The organism is Lutibacter oricola (assembly GCF_900106565.1).
Classification (GTDB): Bacteria; Bacteroidota; Bacteroidia; order Flavobacteriales; family Flavobacteriaceae; genus Lutibacter; species Lutibacter oricola.
In genome coordinates this window covers 942,929-969,816 of the sequence record NZ_FNNJ01000001.1, presented here as the reverse complement: position 1 = coordinate 969,816, position 26,888 = coordinate 942,929, and the positions used below count along the sequence as shown (strand labels likewise).

Genomic DNA, 26,888 nt, shown 5'->3' with positions numbered 1-26,888 from the left:
AAAAGCCTTACTCTTAATAAGAGCAAGGCTTTCAAACGAATAATTGAACATTACTACTATAACACTCCAACTGTTGTCATACATTTGCGCATTGCTCTGTATGTTCTTTCAATATCATTATCTAGTCCAATAGAAAACCTAATAATCCCATCAGACAATCCCATTTTAATTTGCTCTTCTTCAGGTATTTCTGAAGATGTACTTGTACCTGAAGCACTAAACAATGTTTTATAAAAACCTAAACTTACTGCTAAGTAACCTAAATTATTGTGTTGCATTAATTCCATTAACTCATTGGCTTTAGCTAAATTTCCTACATCAATAGTCATAATTCCTCCAAAACCATATTCTTTATTATACATTTTCTTAAACAATTTATGGTCTGGATGACTTTCTAAACCTGGATACACCACTTTTAAACCATCTTTTTCAAAATGCTCCGCTAAATATGCAGCGTTCTCACTATGTTTTTTCATTCTTAAATGAAGCGTTCTTAGGTTTTTTAAAATACTTGCAGATCTAACACTATCCATAACTGGCCCTAATAACATTGCTGCCCCATCATTTACACTACGTAAACTATCTATAAATTCTTGAGAACCACATACTACACCTCCAACAGTATCATTTGTTCCATTTATAAATTTTGTTAAACTATGTATTGTAACATCAGCTCCAAGTTTTTGTGGAGACATAATTAGTGGTGAAAATGTATTATCTACTACTAACTTAATATTGTGCTTTTTTGCAATTTTAGATAACGCTTCAACATTAGCAATTTCTAACAATGGGTTACTTACAACTTCGCAATAAATAACTTTTGTATTTTTATTTATTGCAGCTTCAATACTTTCCAAAGAAGTAATATCTACAAATGATGTTGTTATATTAAATTTAGGTGCAAAATTTTTCAAAAATGCATAGGAACCTCCATAAATTGTTCTACTTGATACAATATGGTCTCCTGCACCACACAACTGCATTAAAACCGATGTAATTGCTCCCATTCCTGAAGCTGAAACATTTGCTGTTTCTGTAAATTCCATTGCAGCTAAAGCTTCACTTAAATATAAATTACTAGGGCTTGTATGCCTAGAATATAAATAACATCCTTCTGCATGACCTTCAAAAGTGTCTAGCATTGTTTTTGCGTGTAAAAAGGTATAGGTTGCAGAATCTGATATTGAAGGGTTTACACCTCCAAACTCACCAAAATATTGTAAATCTTGAATTTTATTAGCTGGTTTATTACTCATAACATATAATTTATCTTATAAAATTAAACCATTACACTCTATATTACTGAATAATTAAATATATACAGAAATTTAAAAAACTAATTCGCATACATTAAAGAATAATATTCTAATTAATCTATTTTAATTAACTATTTTTAGAAAAATTTACTTTTATGATATCTCTAGATAAAACCGATAAAAAAATATTAATGCTATTACAAGATAATTCTAAAATGAATATTAAAGAAATTGCATTAAAAATTGGGTTAACAAACTCACCAACTCATGATAGAATTAAACGATTGGAAAAACTTAATGTTATTAAAAATTATACCACCATTATTAATAAAGAAATTATAGGGCTAGATTTGGTTGTGTTTTGCCAAGTTACACTTCAGGCACATTCTAAAAAATTAATTACTCAGTTCGAAAATTCTATTTCCAACATGCCAGAAATAATGGGTTGTTATCACGTTGCTGGTAATTTTGATTATTTGTTGAAAATTGTAATACCTAATATAAAAGCTTATCAATTATTTTTAAAAAACAAACTATCGGTATTAGAATCGGTTGCCAATGTGCAAAGTAATATTGTTATGAGCGAAGTTAAAGAAAGTTCTATATTGCCTATAAACTAAAAAAAGCGACTTGTTAAGTCGCTTTTTTTAGTTTATATATTTGATTTTTTATTTAGAAGCCTGCACTTTAAATGAAATTTCAAATTTATCTTTAATAAATTTATCTGCTAAATTTTCAAAGAATTTTTTTGACTTATATTGAATATCAAATTCAGTTCTATCAATTTTAAATGGCTCTGCAATAAACTCAACACCAGATGCCGTTTTAGCCAATTTAGTTTCAAAAGCTACAGGTTTAGTAATATCTTTAATTGTTAAATTACCTTTTACTAAACTACCTTCTACAGATGTAATTACAAAAGTAGCAACAGGAAATTTCTCAACATTAAAAAAGTCTTCATTTTTTAAATGACCAACTAATTTAGCATTAAATTTATCATCTGCAGGAATATCAGATACAGTTATACTACCCATATCTAAAGTAAATTTACCAGCAATTAAATTTCCTTCTTTTACTTCAAAAGATCCTTCTTTTAACTTAAACTCACCATCGTGAGATTCTGTAGGTTTAAAACCTTTCCATTTTAAAACTGAAGCATCTACATTTGCAATATACACTCCATTTTCAACTACAGCTACTTGAGTTTTGTTTTCTACAACAGTTGGTTTTGGCTCTTTTTTCTCTGTCTTACAAGCTAATAAAGACATACTTAACACTAATGTTAGTAAAACTATTTTTTTCATATTATTTAGATTGATTATAATTAATGCAAGTATACTAAATTGTTTTTAAACTTTCTTTAAAACTACCTGTTCTGCATTCTTTTTAACAATTAATTTGTAAAACTCTTTTAACTCTTGATAATATTTAGCTGGATAAATTACTGTATTAATAGACAAATCTGAAATTGTATTTATTTTATTACCTACCTTAACTACTTGAAACTTATATACACCATAATTTTCTGGTAAACCTATTCCAATATTTTCTGGTAAAGATTCTACTTCATAACCTTCGGGTATTGTAATACTTGTTGAGTATCTTTTAGATGATTTAGTGGTAAAATCTACTGGATAATCTCTACTTTTCAATTTAAACTTGTTTTCCGTTATACAATTAAACAACATTGGTTTTACAAAAATCTTATTGTTTGAAGTGGTAACTAAATCTTCCGAAGTAAATGAGAACATTTCTGAAAGAGGTTTATATATCTCTTTTTTATTTTGCACTTTAATTTTTTCAATCTCAATATTGTCATTTGCTTCTTCTAGTTTAAACAACAAATCTTCTTCATTTAAACTTCCATATACATCTCTGTAAAGCATTTCATAATAATTAGTATACTTAGTTCTACACATTCCATTTATTTCTCCATCAGCATCAAGTTTAGCTGATATGGTTGAATTTACTCCTGCCTTCTGAGTATTCAATAGTGAAACTTGATCAAAATTACCTTTAGCACCAACTAGAAGTCCATTCCAATTAATTACTCTTTGAGGTAAAATATTTGGTTTAGAATTTTTTTCACTTGCATCAAACAATACTACTTCTCCATTTATTTTTGCTGAAGCTAACACATAATTTAAACCACTTAGTGTTGGGAAAATTGGAATTCCATGATTTCGCGTACTCGAAACAACTGGGTAAGCATTTAAACCAGCTTCTTGTAACATAGCGGTAAGCATTAAATTAATATCTGCTATATTTCCTGTTCCTTTTTTATAAGCTTGTTTTACTCCTTCATCGGTAGTTAATCCAAAATAGTTATTCCATTTAACCTTTTGCTTTACAAACTCGAAAATTAACAAGGCTTTTTTTGTTTCGTCTGTTTCTCCTTTAACTAAATCTTCTAAATCATTTTTAAAATAATTTCGCTTTTCTATCTCTCCACCAAAATCACTCTCTTTATACAGAGTTTTAGCTACTGCCTCCCATGATGTAGAATATGATTTAAGCTTGTCATTTGGAAATTTAACACTTGCTAGCTCGTAATGTATAGCAGTCTTATAATTGTTAATATTATCTACATAATCTTCTTCTAAAATAGCAGGTACATTTTCCATGTCAATTTCTGAAACTTCATTAATTAACCGAACCGTTTCAGTTGAATTATTCTCTCTAGAAGTGTGATTATACCCCACTTGTCCAGTACGTACTTTATGAACTAATGTAATTTCATCGTTCTGATAACTATCTTTTTTATTTATTTCTAAATAACCCAAGTGCTTTACATTATACTTAAAGTATTCTGGTATAGATATTCTACAAACCACCTTTTTAATTGGTATAGCATATTGTAATTCCACTTTACTTATTCCTCTGTATGGCGAATTAATATCATATTTCCATTCAATTATACATCCATCCGATAAGTTTGGCATAGTAATCTTTTTTTGAGCCCAATACTTATTCTTTTTCTCAGTAAAAATTTGATTTTTTTGAATTTTATACTCTTTTATTTTACCGTTTTCTAAAACATATGTTTTTGCTATTAGTTTAGAAACATTTTCCTTTTCTCCAGAATCTGGTGAATAGTATTTTATTAATTTAGTTGCCCATTTATAACCTTCCTTATTATAAATTTTTATACGTTCATGTATTTCTGTTTTTTGTTGAAACCCTTCTCCTTGCAAATAATTAAATGATGTTCTTCTACTTTTATACAATACTACTGCATTGGCAGAAGAATCTAACGGATATACTTTTTCTTCTAATTCAGCTTTAGAAACTTTTCCAAATTTATAATCTTGTGCTAACATTGAAGTTGTTAGCAAACCAATAAAAATTAAAACTAAAATCTTTTTCATATTTAATTACTTTTTCACATTTTTTTTTCACTCTTTATTGAAAAGAGTTTTATTGTTTTTATCTTTTTTTAAGTCTATTTAAATAGTTAACTAACCATCATTACAATAACTTTTAAATCAGCCAAAAAGTAAGTTTATACTTGTTTTTTAAACTTTCTTTAAAACCACCTGTTCTGCATTCTTTTTAACAATTAATTTGTAAAACTCTTTTAACTCTTGATAATATCTAGCTGGATAGATTACTGTATTAATAGATAAATCTGAAATTGTATTAATTTTATTACCTTCTTTAACCACTTTAAATCTATAAATACCATAATTATCTGGCAAACCTATTGCAATATTTTCAGGTAAAGATTCCACTTCATATCCTTCAGGTATTGTAATACTTGTTGAGTACCTTTTAGATGATTTAGTGGTAAAGTCAACCGGATAATCTCTACTTTTTAGTTTAAACTTATTTTCGGTTATACAATTAAACAACATTGGTTTTACAAAAATCTTATCATTAGAAGTTGTTACTAAATCTTCTGAAGTAAATGAAAACATTTCAGAAAGCGGCTTGTATATCTCCTTTTTGTTTTGAATTTTAATTTCTTCAATTTCAATATTGTTATTAGCCTCTTCTATTTTTGACAATAATTCTTCTTCATTTAAATCTCCATAAACATCTCTATAACGCATTTCAAAATAATTAGAATATTTTGTTCTACACATTCCATTAATTTCACCTTCGTTATCTAATGTAGCTAATATGGTTGAATTAACCCCTGCTTTTTGAGAATTAGACAGTGAAACTTGGTCAAAATTACCTTTTGACCCAACAAGAAGTCCGTTCCAATTTATTGCCCTTTTTGGTAATATATTTGGCTTCGAATTTTTAACACTTGCATCCAATAATATTACCTTTTCATTAATTTTAACTGAAGCTAATACATAATTTAAACCACTTAATGTTGGAAAAATTGGAATTCCATGATTACGAGTACTCGAAACAACAGGATACGCTTTTAAACCAGCTTCTTGCAACATAGCTGTTAGTATTAAATTAATATCTGCAATATTTCCTGTTCCTTTTTTATACGCTTGTTTTACACCTTCATCCGTAGTTATACCGTAGTATTTATTCCATTTTACTTTTTGTTTTACATACTCAAAAATTAACAAAGCCTTTTTTGTTTCATCCGTTTCTCCCTTAATTAAAGCTGTTAAATCTTCTTTAAAATAATTACGTTTTTCTATTTCTCCTCCAAAATCACTTTCTTTATATAGAGTTTTTGCTACAGCTTCCCAAGAAGTAGAATATAATTTAATTGGATCGTTTGGGTATTGTACACTTGATAATTCGTAATGTATAGCTGATTTATAATTAGCTATATTATCTACATAATCTTCTTCTAAAATAGCTGGAATGTTTTCCATATCAATTTTAGAAATTTTATTTGTTAACCTAACCGTTTCTGTAGAATAATTAGTTTTTACAGGATCCCAAGCGCCATTTTGAGACCTCGATTTATACTGTAAATTTATTTCATCATTCTCATAACCATCTATTTTATTTATATCTAAATAACCCAACTGCTTTTCATTATACTTAAAGTACTCTGGCATAGAAATTCTACAAACTACCTTTTTAATAGGTATAGCATATTGTAGTTCTACTTTACTTATACCTTTATATGGTGAGTTAATTTCATATTTCCATTCTATTACGCAACCATCAGATAAGTTTGGCATTGTAATTTTTTTTTGAGACCAATACTTATTATTTTTCTCAGTAAAAATTTGATTTTTTTGAACCTTATACCCTTTTACTTTACCATTTTCTAATACATATGTTTTTGCCGAAAGCTTAGAAACATTCTCTTTATCGCCAGTATCTGGTACATAATACTTTATTAATTTAGTTGCCCATCTATAACCTTCTTTATTATAAATTTTAATGCGTTCATGTATTTCTGTTTTTTGCTGAAATCCTTCACCTTGTACATAATTAAATGAAGTTTTTCTGCTTTTATACAATACTACCGCATTAGCTGACGAATCTAAAGCGTATACTTTTTCTTCCAATTCAGCTTTAGAAACTTTTCCAAATTTATAATCTTGAGCTGAAATTGAGGTTGTTAGAAACCCTATAAAAATTATAACTAAAATCTTTTTCATATTTTATTATTTAGTAATTATTATTTTTCTGTTATCGTATTTTCTAATTTTCTTTCTAAAATCTCTATAAGCATCAAACTGATCTTTAGTATATTCGCCATCGTAAATTGTTAACTTTCTTGAATACTTATATTCTAACTCATTTACTTTTTCGACTTCTATTTTATATACACCAAAATCTGATTCCAATTCAATAGAACTAGGAATGTATTCAACTTTAAAACCTCTTGGCAATTGCACATCCACCATATCAACATCAAAATAGCCTCTCGAAATTTTAAATGGCAACTTTCTATTTCTTACTCGCTTAGGTACATATGTACTGTTGGTAAATGCATTTAAAGGAATAAACATTTGATCTCCACTTTTTGAAGCATAATCTTGAGCTTTAAACTCTAAATTCTCTTCAAAAACAGCTTTCTTTTTATTATTAGAAATATCAATTTTCGAAAACTCTATATTGTTAATATGAGAAAAATAATCTTTAAACTCTATGTCTAAATCTTTTTGAGTTTTACCTAAAAACCAGCCCAAATGATCGTCGTATTGAATTCCTTTGCTAGAAATTTCAACCTTAGCTTCTATAGATCCATTATCGTTAATTTTATAATTACCAACAGTAGTTTGTTGGCTTTCTAATGGTTTGTACTTTTTAGTATGTTTTATAACTCCACCTTTTGGTGTAATAACCAAAACATCTCTATCATCGGTAAAGTCTCCTAATTCACCAAAAGCAACATCTTGCGATGTACATTCTAACCAAATATCTTCTTTATCGGTTGGCAGGTTTAAAATAATATGATTTCCTTGCATAGAAAAGAAATCTTTATCTACACTTTTTTTAGTTTTCCCTGCCCAAATAACTGAATAATAAGATTCTACGCCAACAGCATCTAGCAATGCTTTTGTGTAATTTGTTAACCCTTTACAGTCTCCATAACCTAACTGATCTACAGTATTTGCATTTGCAGGTTTCCAACCTCCAATTCCTTCTTGAACACTTATATACCTAGTTTTTCCTTGTACATAATCATAAATAATTCTTGCTTTTTCTAAATTATCATCAACACCAGCAACTAAACCTTCAACTCTAGCTTTTATGCCTTCATCTACAATATCGTTTCCATTTTTTAAAAAATCGTATCTCCATTTACCAAACTCTTCCCAATTTTCGGCTTCTCCCTTAATTCCTTCCAAACAAAACTTATAAAGCCCTACCATTAACTTTGGAGTATATGTATTTATTCCCGGACTTAACGTTTCGTGTTTTATACTAGGTTGGTTAGTTAAACTGTAATTAATAGCATAATCATTTACTGTTTTTGAAATGTTATAGCCTTCAAAATTAAATTCTTTAGTTCTAAGTTTCATATCGTTTTGAGAAACGACTTTATATTCACTTTTTTCTACTGAAGTTTCAAAACGATCGAAAGGTGTCCAAGTAGGAATAAAACCTGTATTAACTGTTGCTATTTCGTACTCGTAATAAATAGTATAAGGATACTGAATTGGTATATACTCGAAGTACTTTAATCTATTGTCTGAATATAAAGAAAAACCATCATAATTGCTTATATCTTTAAACTCTTTAGATTTTACTTTTTTTAAAACACCTCCAAAAGCGTTATAAATTGTAGTTTTTAATTTAGTTATTTTAGTGTTTTTGTCGTAATTAACAACAACGTACCTAAACTTATCTCCTTGATTATTTAAAACAGTTACTGCTCGTTTTACATTCAAAGTCATAGAAGTTTGCGATTTAATATTTACAAACAAACTTTCGCTTCTAATTATTGAATTAGCATCTTTTTTTAAATCTTCAGAAATTGTAAATGTATTAAAACTAATATCTTGTGCGTATACAATAGAAGTAACAAGCAATAGAAATTGCAAGGTAATTATTTTAAGGGGCTTCATAGCGTTTATTTTTTACTAAAATAATAAAAAATAAAAAAGCTTCATATGATTAAAATCATTTTTTAAAAAACAGTTATTTATCTGTTTTTAGAGTCTATTAATATTGTAATAGGGCCATCATTAATTAAAGAAACTTTCATATCTGCGCCAAACTCTCCAGTACCAATTGGTTTTCCTAACTTTTGTTCAAAAATTTTAATAAATTTCTCGTACAAAGGTATTGCAATATCTGGTTTAGCCGCCTTTATATATGAAGGTCTGTGTCCCTTTTTGGTACTTGCTTGCAGTGTAAACTGACTTACTAAAATAGCATCTCCATTAACGTTTATCAAAGAGTTATTCATAACTCCGTTATCATCATTAAAAATTCGAAGGTTAACAATTTTATTTACCAACCATTCAATATCCTCCATTCCGTCAGCTTCTTCAATTCCTAAAAGAACTAAAACTCCTTGTTTAATTTCACTAACTTTAATTTGATTAATAGTAACAGAGGCCTCTGAAACTCTTTGAATTACAATTCTCATTTGGTAAGCTTAACTATAAATATCTGTTCTGTAATGTTCTTCATCTCCTTCAATTATTTGCAAATAGCTATTGTATCTTGAGTAAGCTATTTCACCATTTTCAACAGCTTCTTTTATAGCACATTTTGGTTCGTTTATATGTTTGCAATTTCCAAATTTACAGTTAGATTTCAATCTAAAAAACTCAGGAAAATAATCAGTTATTTCTTCTGGTTCAAAATCTACAACGCCAAAACCTTTTATACCTGGTGTATCTATTATAAAACCTCCAAAACTTAACTTAAACATTTCAGCAAATGTAGTTGTGTGCATTCCTTGTTTATGCTGTTTAGAAACTTGTGCTGTTTTTAAATTTAAATTTGGTTCAATTGCATTTATTAATGTTGATTTTCCTACTCCTGAATGTCCAGAAAACATTGTTGTTTTTCCTTTCATTAACTCTTGAACCTCATCTATTCCAATATTTTTAGTTGCCGAAATTGCTAAGCATTGATAACCTATTTCGGTATAAATATCATCTAAAATAGCTAGTTTTTCTAACTGCTCATCATTATAAGAATCTAACTTATTAAATAATAATACAGCTTTTATACTATAAGCTTCTGCAGTTGCTAAAAAACGATCTATAAACCCAGGAAATGTTGGGGGATTATCTATAGTTACTACTAAAAAAGCAATATCAATATTTGCTGCAATAATGTGCGTTTGCTTAGATAAGTTTACAGATTTACGAATGATATAATTTTTTCGATCTAAAATTTCATTTATAACTCCTGTTTCTTTTCCTTCTTCAAATTCGAAACTAACAAAATCACCTACTGCTACAGGGTTTGTACTTTTAATTCCTTTAATACGAAATTTACCCTTCAATCTACACTCTACAACTTCTTTTTCATTGTAAAAAACTGTGTACCAACTACCTGTTGATTTTGTTACAATTCCTTTCACTTAATTTATTATTTAAATGTTTTTTCTATTTACTAAAAACAGTACATTTGACTTAACTACAAACGACAGTAGTTAACAAAGATAGTTTAAAATACAACTACTTTAAAAAACATTTTTAACCCAATTAAATTAAAATTTAAATGAAAAAATTTTTATTAGTAATAGCTATTACTGTTACATCAATTATTGAATTAAACGCTCAAACTTTTGAGTACAAGCAAATTACAAGTATCGAATCTATTGTACCAATGGGACTTGGTAGATCTAGAATTATTTCTTCTGATGAAAATAGAAACTATCAAGATTTTACTTCAAAAAGAACAGAAGACAATAAAAAACAAAATAAATCTAAAAGAAAAGATGCAAAAATTGATCAGTTTGAAGAAACTAAATTGGTAAACTTTTATAGTATTGCTGGTATTAATTTTCAAAATGTAGCTTCTAATGATGCTTTATTATCTTCAAAAATAAATACAATGGTTACTGAAGGTTGGGATTTAGCTTTTGTAACAAGTGCTGTAGAAAGTGATGCTGGTAAAGGTGATGGTAAAGGTATATTTGTAACTAGATATATTTTTAAAAGACCTAAACCTCAACAATAAAACATAAAAAAAGGGAAGTTAATAACTTCCCTTTTTTTATATCTAATCTGCAGATAAAACGGTGAACGACAATCCGCTACATCCCATATTACCAACAGTTATAACACCTGTCCAAGTATAACTAGTACAACTTGCAGAATAATTATATGAGCCAGCTACTAGGTTATCGAATTTTGCTAAGTTTATATGCGTGTCATTACAAATATCTAATCCAATTGGAGTAGCTGTTGATGGTATTATTTTATTACCAACACCTTCTAAACTCACTGTAATATCGCCACAATTAATGTTTTCAAAAGAACTAAATACAATTTTACTATCACCTGTTGTAACCTCTTCCTCATTATCATCACTACTACAAGATGATAAAAATGTTAGAACTATTATTAAGCTATAAAATAATTTATTCATATTAATTGATTAGTTTTTTGTGCTAGATTTTGCATTGTTAATCATAGTTTCATCTGGAATAATAGTAACATTAACACGTCTATTTTTTGCTCTTCCGCTTGCAACGGAATTATCACTAATTGGGTTATTTTCTCCGTGCCATTTAGTTGTAAACCTACTTGAGTTTAATTTTTTTGAATGAATAAAATAATTTGTTACTGCATATGCTCTTTTTTTAGATAATTCAAAATTTAAATTATCAGCACCTGCACTATCTGTATGACCCTCAACTAAAATATTTGTATTTGGATATTCAATTAAAACACGAGCTAATTTATTTAAGCTTTCTCTAGAATCTGTATTAATTACATACATACCAGAATCAAAATGTACACCGCTATTATCATCAAAAGTAATTACAATTGCATCATCAATTCTATCCACCGTAGCTCCTGGAATTTCTTCCTCAATTTTTTGCGCTTGTTTATCCATTTTATTCCCAATAAGCAATCCTGCAGCTCCACCAACTACGCCACCAATTAAACCTCCAAGTTTTCCTTTTCCACCTCTTCCTAAATTATTTCCTAAAACAGCTCCAATTCCTGCACCTGCTGTAGTACCAATAACAGCTCCTTTTTGTTTGTTATTTGCATTTTTTACTGCATTACAACTTGTAAAATTAATTACAACAAGTAACGCACATAATCCTAACCCTATTTTTTTAACTATATTTTTCATTGCTATATTATTTTATAAAATTCATATTAATTATTTCTGTTTTACCACTTACATTAACTGCTAATTGCCATTGCATATTAGTATCTGACAATTGAGATAATCGCAATCTAAACCCTTGGTTATTTTCGCTTTTTCCTTTTGAATTTGTTGGCTTCAATAAGAAATCATACAACCCGGTTTCTGGGTCTATTTCTTTTATTGTAAAAATGAAGTTTCTAAGTTTTGCGTCGCAATTTGAGTTATTAAAAGCATAGTTACCTGAATTATTATTTGGAATAAATTTCCACGAACTACCTTCAAAACAACTTTTATCGGCCACATTAAATAAACTAATATTATAATTCCCTTTTTGCTGAAGCGCCACTGTGTTTAATGTCCAATTACCTTTAATTACTTTTTTAGATTTTCTAACTACTTTTGAAGAACCGCAAGATGCCATTAGTACAGAAAGAGTTAAAATAAAAATGATTTTTTTCATGTTTGTTAATTTTTAATGATTGTTACTTATATATAAGCGACCTACTTATTTTGTTACCCTTAAATTTTTAGAAATTTTTATTCTTATAATTTTTTGCTAATATTCTTTTAAAAAATAGCATTGTAAATAACGAGTTTATAAAAGGTAGTTTTCATTTGATGAACTGTAACTCTAAAACAAAAAAAGAGGCTACCTTTTCAGATAGCCTCTTTTAATTTTAAAAATATATGTTATTATACTTTATGCTGAATGTTAATAGATTCAACGTGAATAGCTTTAAAAACTTCTTCAACAAACTCTTTGCTTAAACCTTTACTTTGACCAGTTTCGATCATTGCTTTTAAAATATCTGACCAACGACCACTTTGTAAAATAGCAACGTTTTCTTTATGTTTTAATTTACCAATGTTCTCTGCAACTCCCATTCTATCACTTAAAATATCGATAATATTATTATCTATTAAATCAAGCTCTTTACGGTATAGGTTTAATTTACTTTGGAAACTTTCCTTATCGCTACTTTTTTGACGAATTTTTAAGTCTTGAGTAATTTGGTCTAATTGAGCTGGTGTAATTTGCTGTGCAGCATCACTCCAAGCATTATCTGGATCAATATGAGTTTCAATCATAAAACCATCAAAATTTAAATCTAATGCCGTTTGAGAAACATCTAAAATAGTATCTCTACGACCACAAATATGAGATGGATCTAAAATTAAAGGTAAATCTGGAAATTCTTTTTTCAACTCAATAGCAATATGCCATTTTGGTTTATTTCTATAATGACCAGTATTGTATGCAGAAAATCCTCTATGGATAACACCTAATTGGTCAATTCCATTTGCTTTAAAACGCTCTACACCACCTAACCATAAAGGTAAATCTGGGTTTACTGGATTTTTAACTAAAACAGGCTTATCTACACCTTTTAATGCATCTGCAATTTCTTGAACAGCAAATGGATTTACAGTTGTACGTGCACCAATCCATAAAATATCAACATCTGCTTTTAAGGCAAGTTCTACGTGGTTAGCATTACCAACTTCAGTAGTAATTTTCATTCCAGTTTCTTCTCTAACTCTTTGTAACCAAGGTAATCCAACTGCACCTACACCTTCAAAACCACCTGGTCTTGTTCTTGGTTTCCAAATACCAGCTCTAAATACATTTGTATCTGTCTCTTTTAATAAATGAGCTGTTTTTAATACTTGCTCTTCAGTTTCTGCACTACATGGGCCAGCAATTACAATTGGATGATCTAACCCCATATTGTCTAACCACTTTCTGTTTTGTTTAGTTATTTCCATTTTTAAATAATTATCTTATTAATTAGTTGTTTTGTTCTATTCCGTTTAATACTTTCTTAATATAATTTGTATTATTCATTGTTTTATTTAATCCTTCCGCATCTTCATTTTCGAGCATCTCTTTAAATTCAGATAGATTTTTAATGTATTCTTTTAACGATTGTAACACGTTTTCTTTGTTACCTAAAAATATAGGTGTCCAAGTTGATGATGAACTTTTTGCTAACCTTACTGTTGAAGCAAAACCAGTACTTGCCATATCAAAAATAGCTTGTTCATTTTTTTCTATTTCTAAAACCGTTTTTCCTAACATAAATGAACTAACGTGAGAAAGATGTGATACATAAGCAATATGTCTATCGTGTTCTACCGGGTTCATCATTTTAATATGCATATTCAGTTTTTTAAATAAGCTTATAGCGTTATCTAAAATTCTCCAATCTGTTTTATCGGCCTCACAAATTATATTCACCTTGTCGTCAAACAAATCTAATATTGCTGCTTCAGGCCCAGAAAACTCGGTTCCTGCTAATGGGTGAGCTGCAACAAAATTTTTACGATTTGGATGATATTCAACAGCTTTACATATTTCATTTTTTACTGAACCAACATCAAAAACCAATGTTTCTAACCCAACTTTATCTAAAACTTTTTTTATTACTTCTGGCATTACATTTACAGGTACAGCTACAATAACAACTGAAGCATCTGCAACATCGTTCAAACTTCCTTCTTCATCAATAATACCAAGTTCAATTGCTTTATTTATATGATTTATGTTGTTATCAACACCATAGACCTTATAATCCATTCGTAATTTTAAATCTCGTGCTAATGAACCTCCTATTAGTCCTAATCCTACAACTACTAATTTTTTCATATTAATTATTGGTTGTAGTTAAACGACTTAATACTTCTTCTAAAACTTTTTCTGCAACACATAGTGATGAACGTATGTATCCTTCTCCATTTGTACCAAAAATTATTCCTGGAGTAATAAATACATCTTTTTCATATAATAATTCATCGGTAAACTCTCCAGCTTTTCTTCCTTCCGGCAACTTAGCCCAAACAAATAACCCTCCTATTTCAGTATCGTAAGTGCAACCTAAAGCGTCAAATATTTGCCAAACTAGTTTTCTTCGTTTTACATAAATTGCATTTAACTCATTAAACCAATCTTTACTGCAATTTAAAGCAGCAATTGCTCCTTTTTGAATACCTAAAAACATTCCAGAATCCATATTACTTTTTACTTGTAAAATGGTTTTTATTATTTCCGAATCACCAACTACCATACCTACACGCCAACCCGCCATATTAAATGTTTTACTTAAAGAATTTAATTCTATAGCAACATCTTTAGCTCCTTCAACCTCTAAAATACTAATAGGATTGTCATTCAAAATAAAACTATACGGATTGTCATTTACAACTAAAATATTGTGCTTTTTAGCAAATGCTATTAATTGTTTAAAATTTTCTTTTGAAGCTACAGCTCCTGTTGGCATATGTGGATAATTTACCCACATAATTTTCACTTTAGAAAGATCTTCTTTTTCAAGTTCTTCAAAATTTGGTAACCAATTATTAGCTTCATTTAAATTATAGGCTAGCGCTTCTGCTTCAACTAATTTGGTTACAGATGCGTATGTTGGGTAACCTGGATTTGGAATTAATACTTTATCACCTTTATTTAAAAAAGCCATAGAGATATGCATAATTCCTTCTTTAGAACCCATTAATGGTAAAATTTCATTTACTGGATTTAAGGCAACATTGTAATGTTTTTTATAAAAACCAGCTACAGATTCTCTAAATTCTGGAATACCTTGATAACTTTGATACTGGTGAGATGTTGGCAAAATTGAAGTATTTGCTAATGCTTCAATTACAGTTTTTGGCGGAGCTAAATCTGGACTACCAATTGCTATGTTTATTATTGGTTTACCTTCATTTCGTAAAGCTGCTACTTCTCTTAATTTTGTAGAAAAGTAGTATTCTGTTACACTATTTAATCTATCAGCTTTTTGTATCATTATCTTTTACTTTTGGTGTATTCACCTAATACTTTTATTGTTTCAACTTTTTCTTTTATTTCTTCCAATGCATCGTAATAATCTGCATAACTATTAAAAATAAAATCTGCAAAAAATGCATATTTCCAAGGAGTCTCGATAACAGGCATAGATTGTATTTTAGACATATTTAAATTATGCTTAGCCAAAATTGATAATACTTCAGCCAAACTACCTGCATCGTGACCTACTACAAATTTTATAGAAACTTTGTTAGCAGATAAGCTTTGTTTACGCTCTTCATTAGAAAGAATAAAAAACCGTGTTGAGTTATCTTTTATAGTTTGTATTTCAGGAGCAATTATTGTTAAATTATATGTTTCTGCAGCTAACGAACTAGCAATTGCTCCAACACCTAACAATTTATTTTCTTGTATTCTTTTGGCAACATTTGCTGTATCGGTATCTTCAATTAATTTAATATGCGGATAATCTTTAAAAAATTTATGACACTGTAGTAAGGCCATTGGGTGCGAATAAACTTCTTTAATATCTTCAATTTTTTGACCATTAAACACCATTAAATTATGATGAATTGGTAAGTGAAATTCCCCACAAATATTTAAATTATTGTTATCTATTAATGCATAATTTGGCAAAATAGCTCCTGCTATAGAATTTTCAATTGCCATAATTAAAACTTCCGCTTTATCATCTGTTAACAACAATGGCATTTCACTAAACGACAAGCATTCAACTAAGTCAATATTTTTACCAAAATACTGTTCTGCAACTATATGATGAAATGACCCTTTAATTCCTTGTATTGCTACTCTCATTTTAATTTTTATCTAAAAAAAAAGTCTCGATTTTTATCGAGACTTTTTAAATATTTTATTGTTAAATAATATACACTAAGCCTCTCTTTTATTAATAAAATAAAAGTAAAAATAGAAGCGGTTGAATGTATTAGTTAATCTCATTAATCGTAATTTTCCTGACAAATCTATATATTATTTTGTTAATAGCCATACTATTCAATAAATTTATAAAATTTATATCCTTTTATAAGAATAGAAGCAATTCCATTGAATTATTCATATTCAAAACAGTAATTTATCATTTATTCTCAAATACTTTAATTCTAAATACTTTATAAAACCAAGTGTTTTAAACAAAAATAGTACATTTGCTAAAAAAATAGCAGTAAAACTTATCTATGAAATTATCCTATTTATTTTCAATCGTTATTTCTCTGATCGTTATTGATTCAATAGCTCAAAACAACTCTTTTTTTTATGAAGTTGAATTAAACTCAGGAGTAAGTTCTGAAAAAACATTACCATTTTGGATGACAGCTAATAAATTTGGGAAAATTCCTAATTCTAATTACGCATTAACAACTGCAACATTTGGTAAAAGTTTTAGTAATAACAATTCTAATAAAATAGATTTTGCTTTTAAAGGAAGTATAACTGGTTCAATTGCTGAAGAAAATGACGCAATAATTAATGAATTATATGCTAGTTTAAAATATAAAAAAGTTAGGCTAGATATTGGAAGTAAAAATGATGAAATTGTTTTTGAGGGTTTATCTTCTTCAAACGGAAACTTTATGAAGTCCACAAACTCAAGAGCAATTCCTGGCTACAACCTTAGTACAGTCGATTTTATTGAACTTCCTTTTGCTAAAAATTGGTTAAAATTCAAAGCTACGTATGGAGATTTCTGGATGAATGATGAAAGATATGTTGATAATACATTGCTACATCAAAAAAGTCTTCATTTTAAATCTAAAATTAACAACAAACTAGATATTATTACTGGAGTTAATCATTACGCACAATGGAATGGCACTTCATTAAGCAGCGGCAAACAACCTAGTGGATTTAAAAACTATATTAAAACTGTGACTGGAAGCTCTGGAGGTTCTGAAGCTTCAATACTCGAACAAATAAATGCTCTAGGAAACCACTTAGGTTCTTATATTTTACAATTCGATTATAAAGGAACTAAAACAAATTGGAACTTTTATATATCTCATCCTTTTGAAGATCGCTCAGGAAGAGAATTAATGAATTATCCTGATAACCTATATGGGTTCTTTTTAGATCTCAAGAAAGAAAAAGCTTTAATAACACATGCGCTTGCTGAAATTACGTACACTAAGCATAGAAGCGGAAATGCACCTCATTACACCGATGAAACAGGGTACCATGCAGCTAGTGGTAGAGATGAATATTTCAATAATTTTGTATATCTTTCTGGATGGAGCTATTTTAAAAATGTAATTGGAACGCCATACATTTTAACAAACGATAAAGAATATGGAACAGATTTAAGTTTAAATAGGTTTGTTGCTTTACATGTTGGAATTAAAGGTTTTGTTAAGAATATAGGTTATAAAATGAATATTGACTATATAAATTTTGATAATTGGTATGATTCAAATGAAAACATGGACTACAATCAATTCTCAACATACTTTGAAATTAATCCGAAATTAGATAAAATTCCTTTTGAATTTTATCTAGGTAGCTCAATAGACTTAGGAAATTTATCTAAAAATAATATTGGTGGTTTTATAAAAATAATTAAAAAAGGAAAATTTTAATTAATATGCATTTTTATCTCTCTTAAAAAGCATACCAAATACAGTTCTAAAAATTATTTTTAAATCTAGCATAAAGCTCCAATTTTCAATATACCAAATATCTGCATTAGCTCTCTTTTCCATATCTTTCACAGTCTTTGTCTCACCTCTAAAACCAAGTATTTGAGCCCAACCTGTTACACCAGGTTTAGCAAAATGGCGCACCATAAACTTATTAACTAAAACTCTGTACTCTTCAGTATGCTTTAACATATGTGGTCTTGGGCCAACTAAAGACATTTGATTAAATAATACATTTATAATTTGTGGAAGCTCATCTATACTAGTTTTTCTCATAAATGAACCAAAAGGAGTTACTCTAGAATCGTTTTTTGTTGCTTGTAAATTATCTGAATCTGTATTTACAACCATACTTCTAAACTTCAAACACATAAAAGACACATTATCTTGTCCTGTTCTTTCCTGACTAAAAAACACAGGCCCTTTACTTGTTAATTTTATAATCAAAGCTATAATTGGAAACAACCAAGAAAAAATGAATACTACTGCCATTAAAGAAAAAACAATATCAAAACTTCGTTTTAAAATTCTATTAGATAAACTTTGCATTGGCTCTTTTCTAAATTTCATAACCGGAACATTCTCCACATATTTAATTGAAAAACGCTGTGACAAATACTCTGAAAACTCAGGAACCACTCTAACCCTAACTAAATTATTATCTGCTATATGAATTAATTCATCAATATAATCCCCGTAACTATGAGGTAATGAAATAACGACCTCTTTCGGGTTATTAGTCAATAAATAGTCCTTTACATCATCTAATCCGCCTTTATGGTTATTTTTTAATCTACCTTTTAATTTTGTATCTGTAAATATCCCTTCAATAAAAAAAGCATATTGAGGACGGCTATAAACTCTAGATATTAGCCTCTGAATATTTTGGTTCATACCAACAATAATAACCCCTCTTTTTCTAAAATCTTTTTTTAGCCTTTGGCTTTTTACCAAATACAAAAAAAGAATCCTAAAAATTAGTAAAAGAAATGAAAATAATGAAACTACCGTTATAAAAAATATTCTTGAAAACTTATAACTAGTAAAAAAATAAATTGCCGCAGCACTTAAAACAATAAATACAGTAATAGCACTAAAGTTTTTTGACAATACTTTATCTACATATAGTATTCTAGGTACTTCATACAAGTTGTATTTTAAAACTACACCTACCCATATAATACCCCAACCTAGCAATAATGAATAATAGTAATAATTTGGATTAAAATCACCAAAACTTATAAAACTAGCTAAATAAAAACTACTAATAAGGATACTTAAATCAAGTATAAATAAAAGTATAGATTGAAATCTATTTTTTCCTTTAAACATATTGCAACTTTAAAAATGCTTTAACAGATTAAATTTTAAATTCCACTATTTAAGAAAAAAATACAAGTTTATATTTAAAGTAATAATATCCTTTTCCCAACATACAAACTTACAAAAAACTACTAATATGTTAGGAAAAAGATTTATTCTTTAAGTTGAGAATTTATTTATCTAAGACTGCAGATCTAAACTCTTTAATTCTCTGTTCCTCCTGTTTCTTACAGATTAACAAGGTGCCATTTTCCTCGACAACAATAAAATTATCTAACCCCTGAATAACAACTTTTTTATCATTTGGAACATGGACAATAGTATTTTTCACTTCAAACAAATGTGTATTCTCTCCAATAACAGCATTTTGGTTTTCACATTTAGATTGTTTTTCCCATAATGATCCCCAAGTACCTAAATCTGACCATCCAAAATCTGCTGGTTGAACAAAAATGTTATTTGCTTTTTCCAAAATTCCGTAATCTACTGATATATTTATACAGTTTGGAAATTCTATATCGATAAAAGCTTGCTCTTTTGGTGTATTATATATCTCTTTTCCTTTTTTGAAAAGTTCAGCTACTTCTGGCAGGTTAGCTTCAAAAGCTTCTAATATTGTATCTAGTGACCAAAGAAATATTCCTGAATTCCAAAAATAATTACCTTCATTTAAATAAGACTTAGCCGTTTCTAAATTTGGTTTTTCTTTAAAAGCTGCGACCTTCAATGGTTGCTGGTTATTATTATTTGCTTGAATATAGCCATAACCTGTTTCAGGCTTATGCGGCATAATTCCTAAAGTTAACAATGCTTTATTTTTACTTGTAAAATCTAAACCTTCCTTAATTACTCTTACAAATTCTGTTGTATTAGTAATTAAATGATCGGAAGGTGCTACAACAATATTTGCTTCGGAATTTAACTCTTTTATTTTATAAGAAGCATATGCAATACAAGGAGCTGTATTTCGCATACAAGGTTCTAAAAGTATATTAGATTCTAACAACTCTGGGCATTGTTCTGAAACTAGTTTTTTATACTTTGAAGAAGTAACAACCAAAATATTTTCAGAAGGACAAATCTCTTTAAACCTATCTACCGTTTGTTGTAATAATGTTCTTCCTAAACCTAAAACATCTAAAAACTGTTTTGGTTTTTGCTCTGTACTCATTGGCCAAAATCGAGATCCAACTCCACCTGCCATTATTACTAAATAGTTATTACTTTTCATATATTGTATTTTATTAAAATATTATTAGTTAATTTATTTCTAATTTAAATAATACTTATACATTAACTTAATACCTTCTTTCAATTCAATATTATGTTTCCAGCCTAGAGAATGTAGCTTAGAGGGATCAGTTAATTTTCTCATTGTACCATCTGGTTTATTTATATCAAAAGTTAAATTTCCTTTAAAACCAATTTCACTTTTAATAATATCTGCTAACTCATTAATTGAAACTTCTTTTCCTGTTCCAATATTAATATGAGTATTTTTAATTTCTTTATTGTTTTTTGAAGATACAATATCTTCAAAATTTCTATTTTCTAATAAATAGACACAAGCATCAGCCATATCCTCACTCCATAAAAACTCTCTCATTGGTTTACCTGTACCCCATAATTGTAAAGTTACACCATCTTTATTTAAAATGCCGTACTTTTCAAAAACATTAATAATATTTTCTTTACTAGCCCCCCCATTAACTCCTTCAATTGGTCTTAAAGATAAATCTTTCCTGATAGCTTCCCAATTATTATCTTCTAAACATTTAGATAAATGAATTTTTCGAACCATTGCTGGTAATACATGTGATGTTTCTAAATTAAAATTATCGTTTGGCCCATATAAATTTGTAGGCATAACAGAAATAAAATTTGTTCCATACTGCAAGTTATATGATTCACACATTTTTAACCCTGCAATTTTGGCTATTGCATAAGGTTCATTTGTATATTCCAATTCATCCGTTAATAAACAATCTTCTGGCATTGGTTGTGGTGCCATTTTTGGATAAATACATGTAGAACCCAAAAACAATAGTTTTTTTACACCATGAACATATGATTGATGAATAACATTATTTTGAATCTGCATATTTTCATATATAAATGCTCCTCTATATGTATTATTTGCTACAATACCACCAACTTTAGCTGCTGCCAGCACAACATATTCTGGTTTTTCAGATTCAAAAAATAATTCTACTGCAGATTGGTTAATTAAATCTAGTTCCTCTAACTCTCTAGAGACTATATTAGTATAACCTTTTGCCTCTAAGTTTTTAACAATTGCAGAACCTACCAAACCTCTATGCCCTGCAACATATATTTTACTATCTTTTTGCATAACTATTACTCTGCTTGTTTCAATATTTCATGACCTGCTTTTAACAAGTCAACGTCTTTTTTCATAAGTTGAACATCACCTTCCATCATGTCTTGAACTAAGTCTCTTAAGTCATGCTCTGGCACCCAACCTAATTGCTCTTTTGCTTTTGTTGGATCTCCAATTAATAAATCCACCTCCGTTGGACGGAAATAAGATGGGTCAATAGACAAAACTTCTTTACCAATTTCTACTTGATAATCTTTATTCGAACAAGCTTTAACGTAAGCCTTCTCATCAACACCTTCTCCTTTAAATTCTAATTGAATGCCTACTACTTCAAAAGCCATACGTACAAAATCACGTACCGTAGTTGTAACTCCTGTTGCAATTACCCAATCTTCAGGTTTTTCAGCTTGTAAAATCATCCACATCATACGAACATAATCTTTAGCATGTCCCCAATCACGTTTTGCTTCTAAATTCCCTAAATATACTTTCTCTTGTAAACCTAAAGCTATTTTTGCAACGGCACGAGTAATTTTACGAGTTACAAAAGTTTCTCCTCTTCTTGGTGATTCATGATTAAATAAAATACCATTACATGCAAACATATCATAAGCTTCACGATAATTTTTAGTTATCCAAAAACCATATATTTTTGCTACACCGTATGGTGAACGCGGATAAAACGGTGAAGATTCATCATAAAAACCTCTTTCATTTTTATTCTCAGGCATACCCCCATATAATTCTGAAGTCGATGCTTGATAAATTCTAGTTTTCTTTTCTAATCCTAAAATTCTAACTGCTTCTAAAATTCTTAAAGTACCCAATCCGTCAACATTCCCAACATATTCAGGAGTATCAAATGAAACAGCAACATGCGACATGGCCCCTAAATTATATATCTCATCTGGTTGTGCCTCTTGGATAATTCGAGTCAAATTCATTGAGTCTGTTAAGTCTCCATAATGCAATTTCAATCGTTGATCTGGGTCGTGAGGATCTTGATATAAATGATCTATACGATCTGTATTAAACAATGAAGATCTTCTCTTTATACCATGTACTATATATCCTTTTTCTAATAACAATTCTGCTAAATAAGATCCATCTTGACCCGTAATCCCTGTGATTAATGCTACCTTGTTTTTCATACTCTACTTAAATTTTTGTCAAAAATAACGTTTTTTATACTTTATATGTTATTATTCTAGGTAAAACATACTGTGGGACTTTTCTTGCTATTTTAAATAACAGAGTAATTCCCCCTAGTAATTTATGTTTTTTTATAATTTCTAAATCTTCTGTTGATTTTCTTTTTTGTAGTGATGCTGTGGTACTTTTACCTCCTAACCTCATTTTCACCAACCATTCATTTAAAAACACTTTTTTTAATTCTCTATTTTTAAACCACCTTAATGAAATATCATAATCACTTGCTATGCTATAAGACTCATTGTACATTCCTTCATATTTAAATACTTCTTTTTTTACAAAAATAGTAGTATGTAATGGAATCCATCCGAAATTTAGATATCTTCTTTTAAATGGCTTCGATTTATAAATTCTTTTTACTTTGTTTGTGTCATCTCTTTCAACGTACATTCCATTTGCATAAACAATATCAGCATTTTTGGATTGAAATACTTTAACTACTTTTTCAATACTATCTGTACTATAAAAAACATCATCAGAATGTAAAATTCCAATCACATCTCCTGTAGCCTTTTTAATTCCTTTGTTTAAGGCATTGTACAAGCCTGAATCTTTTTCAGAAATAAAATAACCTAAGCTGTTTTTATAAGGTTCTATTCTATCTAATGTTCTGTCGATTGAACCACCATCAATTACAATATGTTCAATATTTATATATGTTTGATTTTTTACTGAATTTAAACAGTTGTCAATACAATCTTCATTATTAAAAACAATGGTTATAATAGAAACCTTCATTAACTTACTTTTTTAGTTTTCTTTTTCGAATTTCTTTTGCTGGATTTCCTTGATAAATTGTAAACTCTGCTAAATTTTTTGTAGCAATTGACCCAACTACTAATATGCTATGGGATTTACAAATTACTCCTGGACAAACTACTGTTTTTGCTCCAATCCATACTCCTTCTTCAATTACAATCGGAGCATTTTTATAGTCAAAGGTAGTTAAAGTATAATCATGATTTCCGGTTAGCAACATTGCTCCTTGAGAAATACAAACATTACTTCCTATTTTAACTTCATCTAAATTATCTATCCAAATACTTTCTCCTAACCAAACATTGTCTCCAATTGTTAATTTCCAAGGAAATTTAATATTAACAGCTGGTTTTATTACCAACCCTTTTCCTATTTTGGCTCCAAACAATCTCAATAAAAAAGCCTTAACTCCCATAAACGGTAACCAAGAAGACTTAATAAATATTGCATTTAATACCAACCAAGTAATTTGCTTTATTTTACTTGCTCCTTTACAAAAAGTAGAATTATCAAATAATTCGAGATTAGCTTTCATATTAAATTTTAATTATTAATTTAAATCAACATCAAAAATTGAAATAATTTTTTCGACCCAGTTACTATCTTCTTCAACAAAACAATATTTATCGTCTCTTAATTCTTTTTTATAACCTTCAAAACCAAATGGAGTACTTATAAAAGGAATCCCTTCTTCTAAATAAGTTGAAAGCTTTAGTTTTACACCTCCACCTATTAGATCAGGGTTAATGTATAATGCTTCGGTTGAAAAAGGAAAATCTTCCTTTAAATAAAACCCGTGGCCAAAAATGCTTTTTTGTGGTAAATTAAAATCTTCGGTCCCTCTGCCATACAAATGAAACTCCATTTTTGGATAATGATTCTTAATTTCAGGAAAAACTTTAGTAACAAACCATTCTACAGATTTCTTTTTATGAGATTCAATTCCTCCAAACCAAACTATCTTATTCTTCAGAACATAGTTTTTTCGGTTAGCATTCATTTTCTCTAAATCAATTTTAAAGCTCCAAACCTCAGAATCATAATTATTTCCGATATTAGCTTTATAATAATCTCTATCCTCATCAGATAAAAATATTTTATAGATATTTTTATCCCTAAAAATTTTTCTTTCTAACATAGCCAACACCTTCATTTTTAACCAAAATCTAAAATCTAGTTTAATGTTTAGAAGTTCCTTTCTATGTAAAATTCTACTAAAACAATTATGAAAACGAACATTTATTAATTTATCTGGAAACAACGTTCTTAATGCTCTATAAAAAACAACTTCATCACAATGAATATTATTAAAATCATATTTTTTTAGAAAAATTAAATCATTTACTGACAACTCTTTACTAAACCTACCAGATAATATATTTTTTATGTTTTTTATTGATTTTAAGCTTGCCTGTGGTAAAACTATATCTTGCTCTCTTAAAAAAGGAATTTCAGTAGAATTTGTATACCAGATAACAACATCTTCCTCTTTAGGTTTTAATTTTTTATACGCATGATAAACGGCAATCTCATACCCTCCTGAAAAAGAAGCTATAGCCGGAAATATAAACAAATTCATTTTATTTTATTTTAAATTAAATTCCGTTTTTTTTTGATTTAACAACCTTCTTTTAGAAACAAATAACAAAATTATTATTGGCACAAATTGTGTATAGTAATATGGTAACCCAGTAAAAAATTGATCAAATAAAATTTGCACACAAAATAACTTAATAAACAAATAAACATCATTAAATCGCGTTTTAAAAACATTACTTTTAAATGGGAAAACTATTGTGAAAATAAAATAAATAAAACCAAAAATACCTAGATCAAAAAAAACTTGAATTAGAGGTATATCAATGTAAAACCCCATATATCCATTTCCAAAAACAAAATTATGAAATTCAAAATCATTACGCATAATTTCTAAAGCTTTATTAAATGTTCTATATCTAACAATTGTTGAACCATCAACTCCTAAATTTGAATTTCCTAAAAAATATGTTGCAACACCTCTTTCAACTGCTTCTATAATGTAATCAACCTTTTGCGAAAAAAAATCATTTTTCAAATACAGAAAAATTAACACCAATGTTATTAAAAAAACATATGAAACAATACGGAAAAAATCTTTTGTAGTGGTAATTTTCAAGATTTGCTTATTCCATAAAAATAGAGTGAAAACAATTATTGAAACTACAATAGATGACCGAGTACCAAAACCAAGAAGACCTATTATGCTTGTTACCAAAAACACATATCTCATTATTTTTTCAAAGGGTGAATTCCCTTTATAAACCATGACTACTATTATATTAACCAAAAGAGCCCGCGCCATATTTATTGGGTCCCCTCCTTCTACTAGCCATAGTCTACCTGTTCCAACATACCCTCCACCAATCAATTGAGTTAACCCTAAGGTTGCTTGATAGAAAACAACAAAGGAAATAAACCCACTAAAGTAAAAAATAATCCTTAAAAAACTATAAAATGTTTTGGTTCTACTTTGTGTAGACAACCCAATTAAAATTAATATTAAATAAATATGATAAAAATAAAAATCATTTACCTTCTCTATAGTAGCATATAAAATTTCAATAATTTGAAAAATAATTAATATAATAAACCAGAAGCTTAAAAATGGCAGCTTTAAATTAATTAAGTTTTTATAATCTATTACTAATAGAAAACTTAAAAACATAATAAAATTTACTAATTCCAGATTTGGAAGCACATTTCTAATTGCGGTTCCTAAGGGCATACCTATAAGTATTAAAGCTAAACCTATCTCAAGTTGTAAACTATAATGCTTATTTTTATCTCTATTTTTTAATACCCCTAACATTCAGATTCAGACCTTAGTA

At 28.5% G+C, this 26,888-nt stretch carries 25 protein-coding genes; 3 read left to right on the top strand and 22 right to left on the bottom strand.

Going from position 1 to position 26,888, the window contains the following annotated elements; genetic code table 11:
- Positions 1-56: 56 nt before the first annotated feature.
- The gene (locus BLU40_RS03925; RefSeq protein WP_090119947.1) at positions 57-1,256 is read right to left on the bottom strand and encodes an aminotransferase class I/II-fold pyridoxal phosphate-dependent enzyme; all 1,200 of its coding nucleotides are present in this window, start codon (positions 1,254-1,256) and stop codon (positions 57-59) included.
- 155 nt (positions 1,257-1,411) lie between these two features.
- On the opposite strand from BLU40_RS03925, the gene BLU40_RS03920 reads away from it, so the two are divergent.
- Positions 1,412-1,876 carry an Lrp/AsnC family transcriptional regulator gene (locus tag BLU40_RS03920; protein ID WP_090119945.1) on the top strand — a complete coding sequence of 155 codons (465 nt, stop codon included), beginning with the start codon at positions 1,412-1,414 and terminating at the stop codon, positions 1,874-1,876.
- Between the two features lie 48 nt (positions 1,877-1,924).
- Here BLU40_RS03920 and BLU40_RS03915 read toward each other — a convergent pair whose 3' ends face one another.
- The 6 genes from BLU40_RS03915 to rsgA all read right to left on the bottom strand — a co-directional run bounded on the left by BLU40_RS03915 (position 1,925) and on the right by rsgA (position 10,179).
- The gene (locus BLU40_RS03915) at positions 1,925-2,560 is read right to left on the bottom strand and encodes a YceI family protein (protein WP_090119943.1); all 636 of its coding nucleotides are present in this window, start codon (positions 2,558-2,560) and stop codon (positions 1,925-1,927) included.
- Between the two features lie 45 nt (positions 2,561-2,605).
- A complete protein-coding gene (locus BLU40_RS03910) occupies positions 2,606-4,624 on the bottom strand; it encodes a transglutaminase domain-containing protein (protein WP_090119940.1) in 2,019 nt (672 codons plus the stop codon).
- A 147-nt stretch (positions 4,625-4,771) separates the two neighbouring features.
- Positions 4,772-6,787, bottom strand: coding sequence for a transglutaminase domain-containing protein (locus tag BLU40_RS03905; RefSeq protein ID WP_090119937.1), 2,016 nt, complete (start codon positions 6,785-6,787; stop codon positions 4,772-4,774).
- A gap of 6 nt (positions 6,788-6,793) precedes the next feature.
- Positions 6,794-8,704 carry a DUF3857 domain-containing protein gene (locus tag BLU40_RS03900; RefSeq protein ID WP_090119934.1) on the bottom strand — a complete coding sequence of 637 codons (1,911 nt, stop codon included), beginning with the start codon at positions 8,702-8,704 and terminating at the stop codon, positions 6,794-6,796.
- 77 nt (positions 8,705-8,781) lie between these two features.
- The gene (gene dtd, locus BLU40_RS03895; protein WP_090119932.1) at positions 8,782-9,231 is read right to left on the bottom strand and encodes a D-aminoacyl-tRNA deacylase; all 450 of its coding nucleotides are present in this window, start codon (positions 9,229-9,231) and stop codon (positions 8,782-8,784) included.
- 9 nt (positions 9,232-9,240) lie between these two features.
- Positions 9,241-10,179: a ribosome small subunit-dependent GTPase A gene (gene rsgA / locus BLU40_RS03890; protein WP_090119930.1), complete on the bottom strand. Its 939-nt coding sequence runs from the start codon at positions 10,177-10,179 to the stop codon at positions 9,241-9,243.
- Between the two features lie 140 nt (positions 10,180-10,319).
- Here rsgA and BLU40_RS03885 point away from each other — a divergent pair, with 140 nt between their 5' ends.
- Entirely contained in the window at positions 10,320-10,781 is a 462-nt protein-coding gene (locus tag BLU40_RS03885) for a hypothetical protein (protein ID WP_090119927.1), read from the top strand.
- 42 nt (positions 10,782-10,823) lie between these two features.
- Here the strand turns inward: BLU40_RS03885 and BLU40_RS03880 are convergent, their stop codons facing one another.
- The 7 genes from BLU40_RS03880 to BLU40_RS03850 all read right to left on the bottom strand — a co-directional run bounded on the left by BLU40_RS03880 (position 10,824) and on the right by BLU40_RS03850 (position 16,551).
- Positions 10,824-11,192, bottom strand: coding sequence for a hypothetical protein (locus BLU40_RS03880; RefSeq protein ID WP_090119924.1), 369 nt, complete (start codon positions 11,190-11,192; stop codon positions 10,824-10,826).
- 9 nt (positions 11,193-11,201) lie between these two features.
- Positions 11,202-11,909: a YiaD family glycine zipper/OmpA-like lipoprotein gene (locus BLU40_RS03875; RefSeq protein WP_090119922.1), complete on the bottom strand. Its 708-nt coding sequence runs from the start codon at positions 11,907-11,909 to the stop codon at positions 11,202-11,204.
- A 7-nt stretch (positions 11,910-11,916) separates the two neighbouring features.
- Entirely contained in the window at positions 11,917-12,387 is a 471-nt protein-coding gene (locus BLU40_RS03870) for a lipocalin family protein (RefSeq protein ID WP_090119919.1), read from the bottom strand.
- A gap of 233 nt (positions 12,388-12,620) precedes the next feature.
- A complete protein-coding gene (locus tag BLU40_RS03865; RefSeq protein ID WP_090119917.1) occupies positions 12,621-13,694 on the bottom strand; it encodes a bifunctional 3-deoxy-7-phosphoheptulonate synthase/chorismate mutase type II in 1,074 nt (357 codons plus the stop codon).
- A gap of 22 nt (positions 13,695-13,716) precedes the next feature.
- Entirely contained in the window at positions 13,717-14,574 is an 858-nt protein-coding gene (locus BLU40_RS03860; RefSeq protein ID WP_090119915.1) for a prephenate dehydrogenase, read from the bottom strand.
- A 1-nt stretch (position 14,575) separates the two neighbouring features.
- A complete protein-coding gene (locus BLU40_RS03855) occupies positions 14,576-15,733 on the bottom strand; it encodes a pyridoxal phosphate-dependent aminotransferase (RefSeq protein WP_090119914.1) in 1,158 nt (385 codons plus the stop codon).
- Positions 15,733-16,551 (bottom strand): prephenate dehydratase, encoded by an 819-nt coding sequence (locus tag BLU40_RS03850; protein WP_317040117.1) that lies wholly within the window; start codon positions 16,549-16,551, stop codon positions 15,733-15,735. Before BLU40_RS03850 ends, BLU40_RS03855 begins: the two co-directional genes overlap by 1 nt.
- Positions 16,552-16,931: 380 nt before the next feature.
- Here BLU40_RS03850 and BLU40_RS03845 point away from each other — a divergent pair, with 380 nt between their 5' ends.
- Positions 16,932-18,326 carry a capsule assembly Wzi family protein gene (locus BLU40_RS03845; protein WP_090119910.1) on the top strand — a complete coding sequence of 465 codons (1,395 nt, stop codon included), beginning with the start codon at positions 16,932-16,934 and terminating at the stop codon, positions 18,324-18,326.
- Here BLU40_RS03845 and BLU40_RS03840 read toward each other — a convergent pair whose 3' ends face one another.
- From BLU40_RS03840 to BLU40_RS03805, 8 genes are all read right to left on the bottom strand, one after another.
- Positions 18,327-19,718, bottom strand: coding sequence for an undecaprenyl-phosphate glucose phosphotransferase (locus BLU40_RS03840; protein ID WP_090119908.1), 1,392 nt, complete (start codon positions 19,716-19,718; stop codon positions 18,327-18,329). It abuts the gene before it with no gap.
- A 163-nt stretch (positions 19,719-19,881) separates the two neighbouring features.
- The gene (locus tag BLU40_RS03835; RefSeq protein ID WP_090119906.1) at positions 19,882-20,940 is read right to left on the bottom strand and encodes a mannose-1-phosphate guanylyltransferase; all 1,059 of its coding nucleotides are present in this window, start codon (positions 20,938-20,940) and stop codon (positions 19,882-19,884) included.
- 39 nt (positions 20,941-20,979) lie between these two features.
- Positions 20,980-22,062 carry a GDP-L-fucose synthase family protein gene (locus tag BLU40_RS03830; protein ID WP_090119904.1) on the bottom strand — a complete coding sequence of 361 codons (1,083 nt, stop codon included), beginning with the start codon at positions 22,060-22,062 and terminating at the stop codon, positions 20,980-20,982.
- Positions 22,063-22,067: 5 nt separating this feature from the next.
- Positions 22,068-23,201 (bottom strand): GDP-mannose 4,6-dehydratase, encoded by a 1,134-nt coding sequence (gmd, locus tag BLU40_RS03825; RefSeq protein ID WP_090119902.1) that lies wholly within the window; start codon positions 23,199-23,201, stop codon positions 22,068-22,070.
- Positions 23,202-23,235: 34 nt separating this feature from the next.
- A complete protein-coding gene (locus BLU40_RS03820; protein ID WP_090119900.1) occupies positions 23,236-24,000 on the bottom strand; it encodes a glycosyltransferase family 2 protein in 765 nt (254 codons plus the stop codon).
- Between the two features lie 4 nt (positions 24,001-24,004).
- Positions 24,005-24,556: a WcaF family extracellular polysaccharide biosynthesis acetyltransferase gene (locus BLU40_RS03815; RefSeq protein WP_090119898.1), complete on the bottom strand. Its 552-nt coding sequence runs from the start codon at positions 24,554-24,556 to the stop codon at positions 24,005-24,007.
- Positions 24,557-24,571: 15 nt separating this feature from the next.
- Positions 24,572-25,600 (bottom strand): glycosyltransferase, encoded by a 1,029-nt coding sequence (locus BLU40_RS03810; RefSeq protein WP_090119895.1) that lies wholly within the window; start codon positions 25,598-25,600, stop codon positions 24,572-24,574.
- Between the two features lie 6 nt (positions 25,601-25,606).
- Positions 25,607-26,869, bottom strand: a complete 1,263-nt coding sequence (locus BLU40_RS03805) for a hypothetical protein (protein WP_090119893.1) — start codon at positions 26,867-26,869, stop codon at positions 25,607-25,609.
- Positions 26,870-26,888 lie beyond the last annotated feature (19 nt).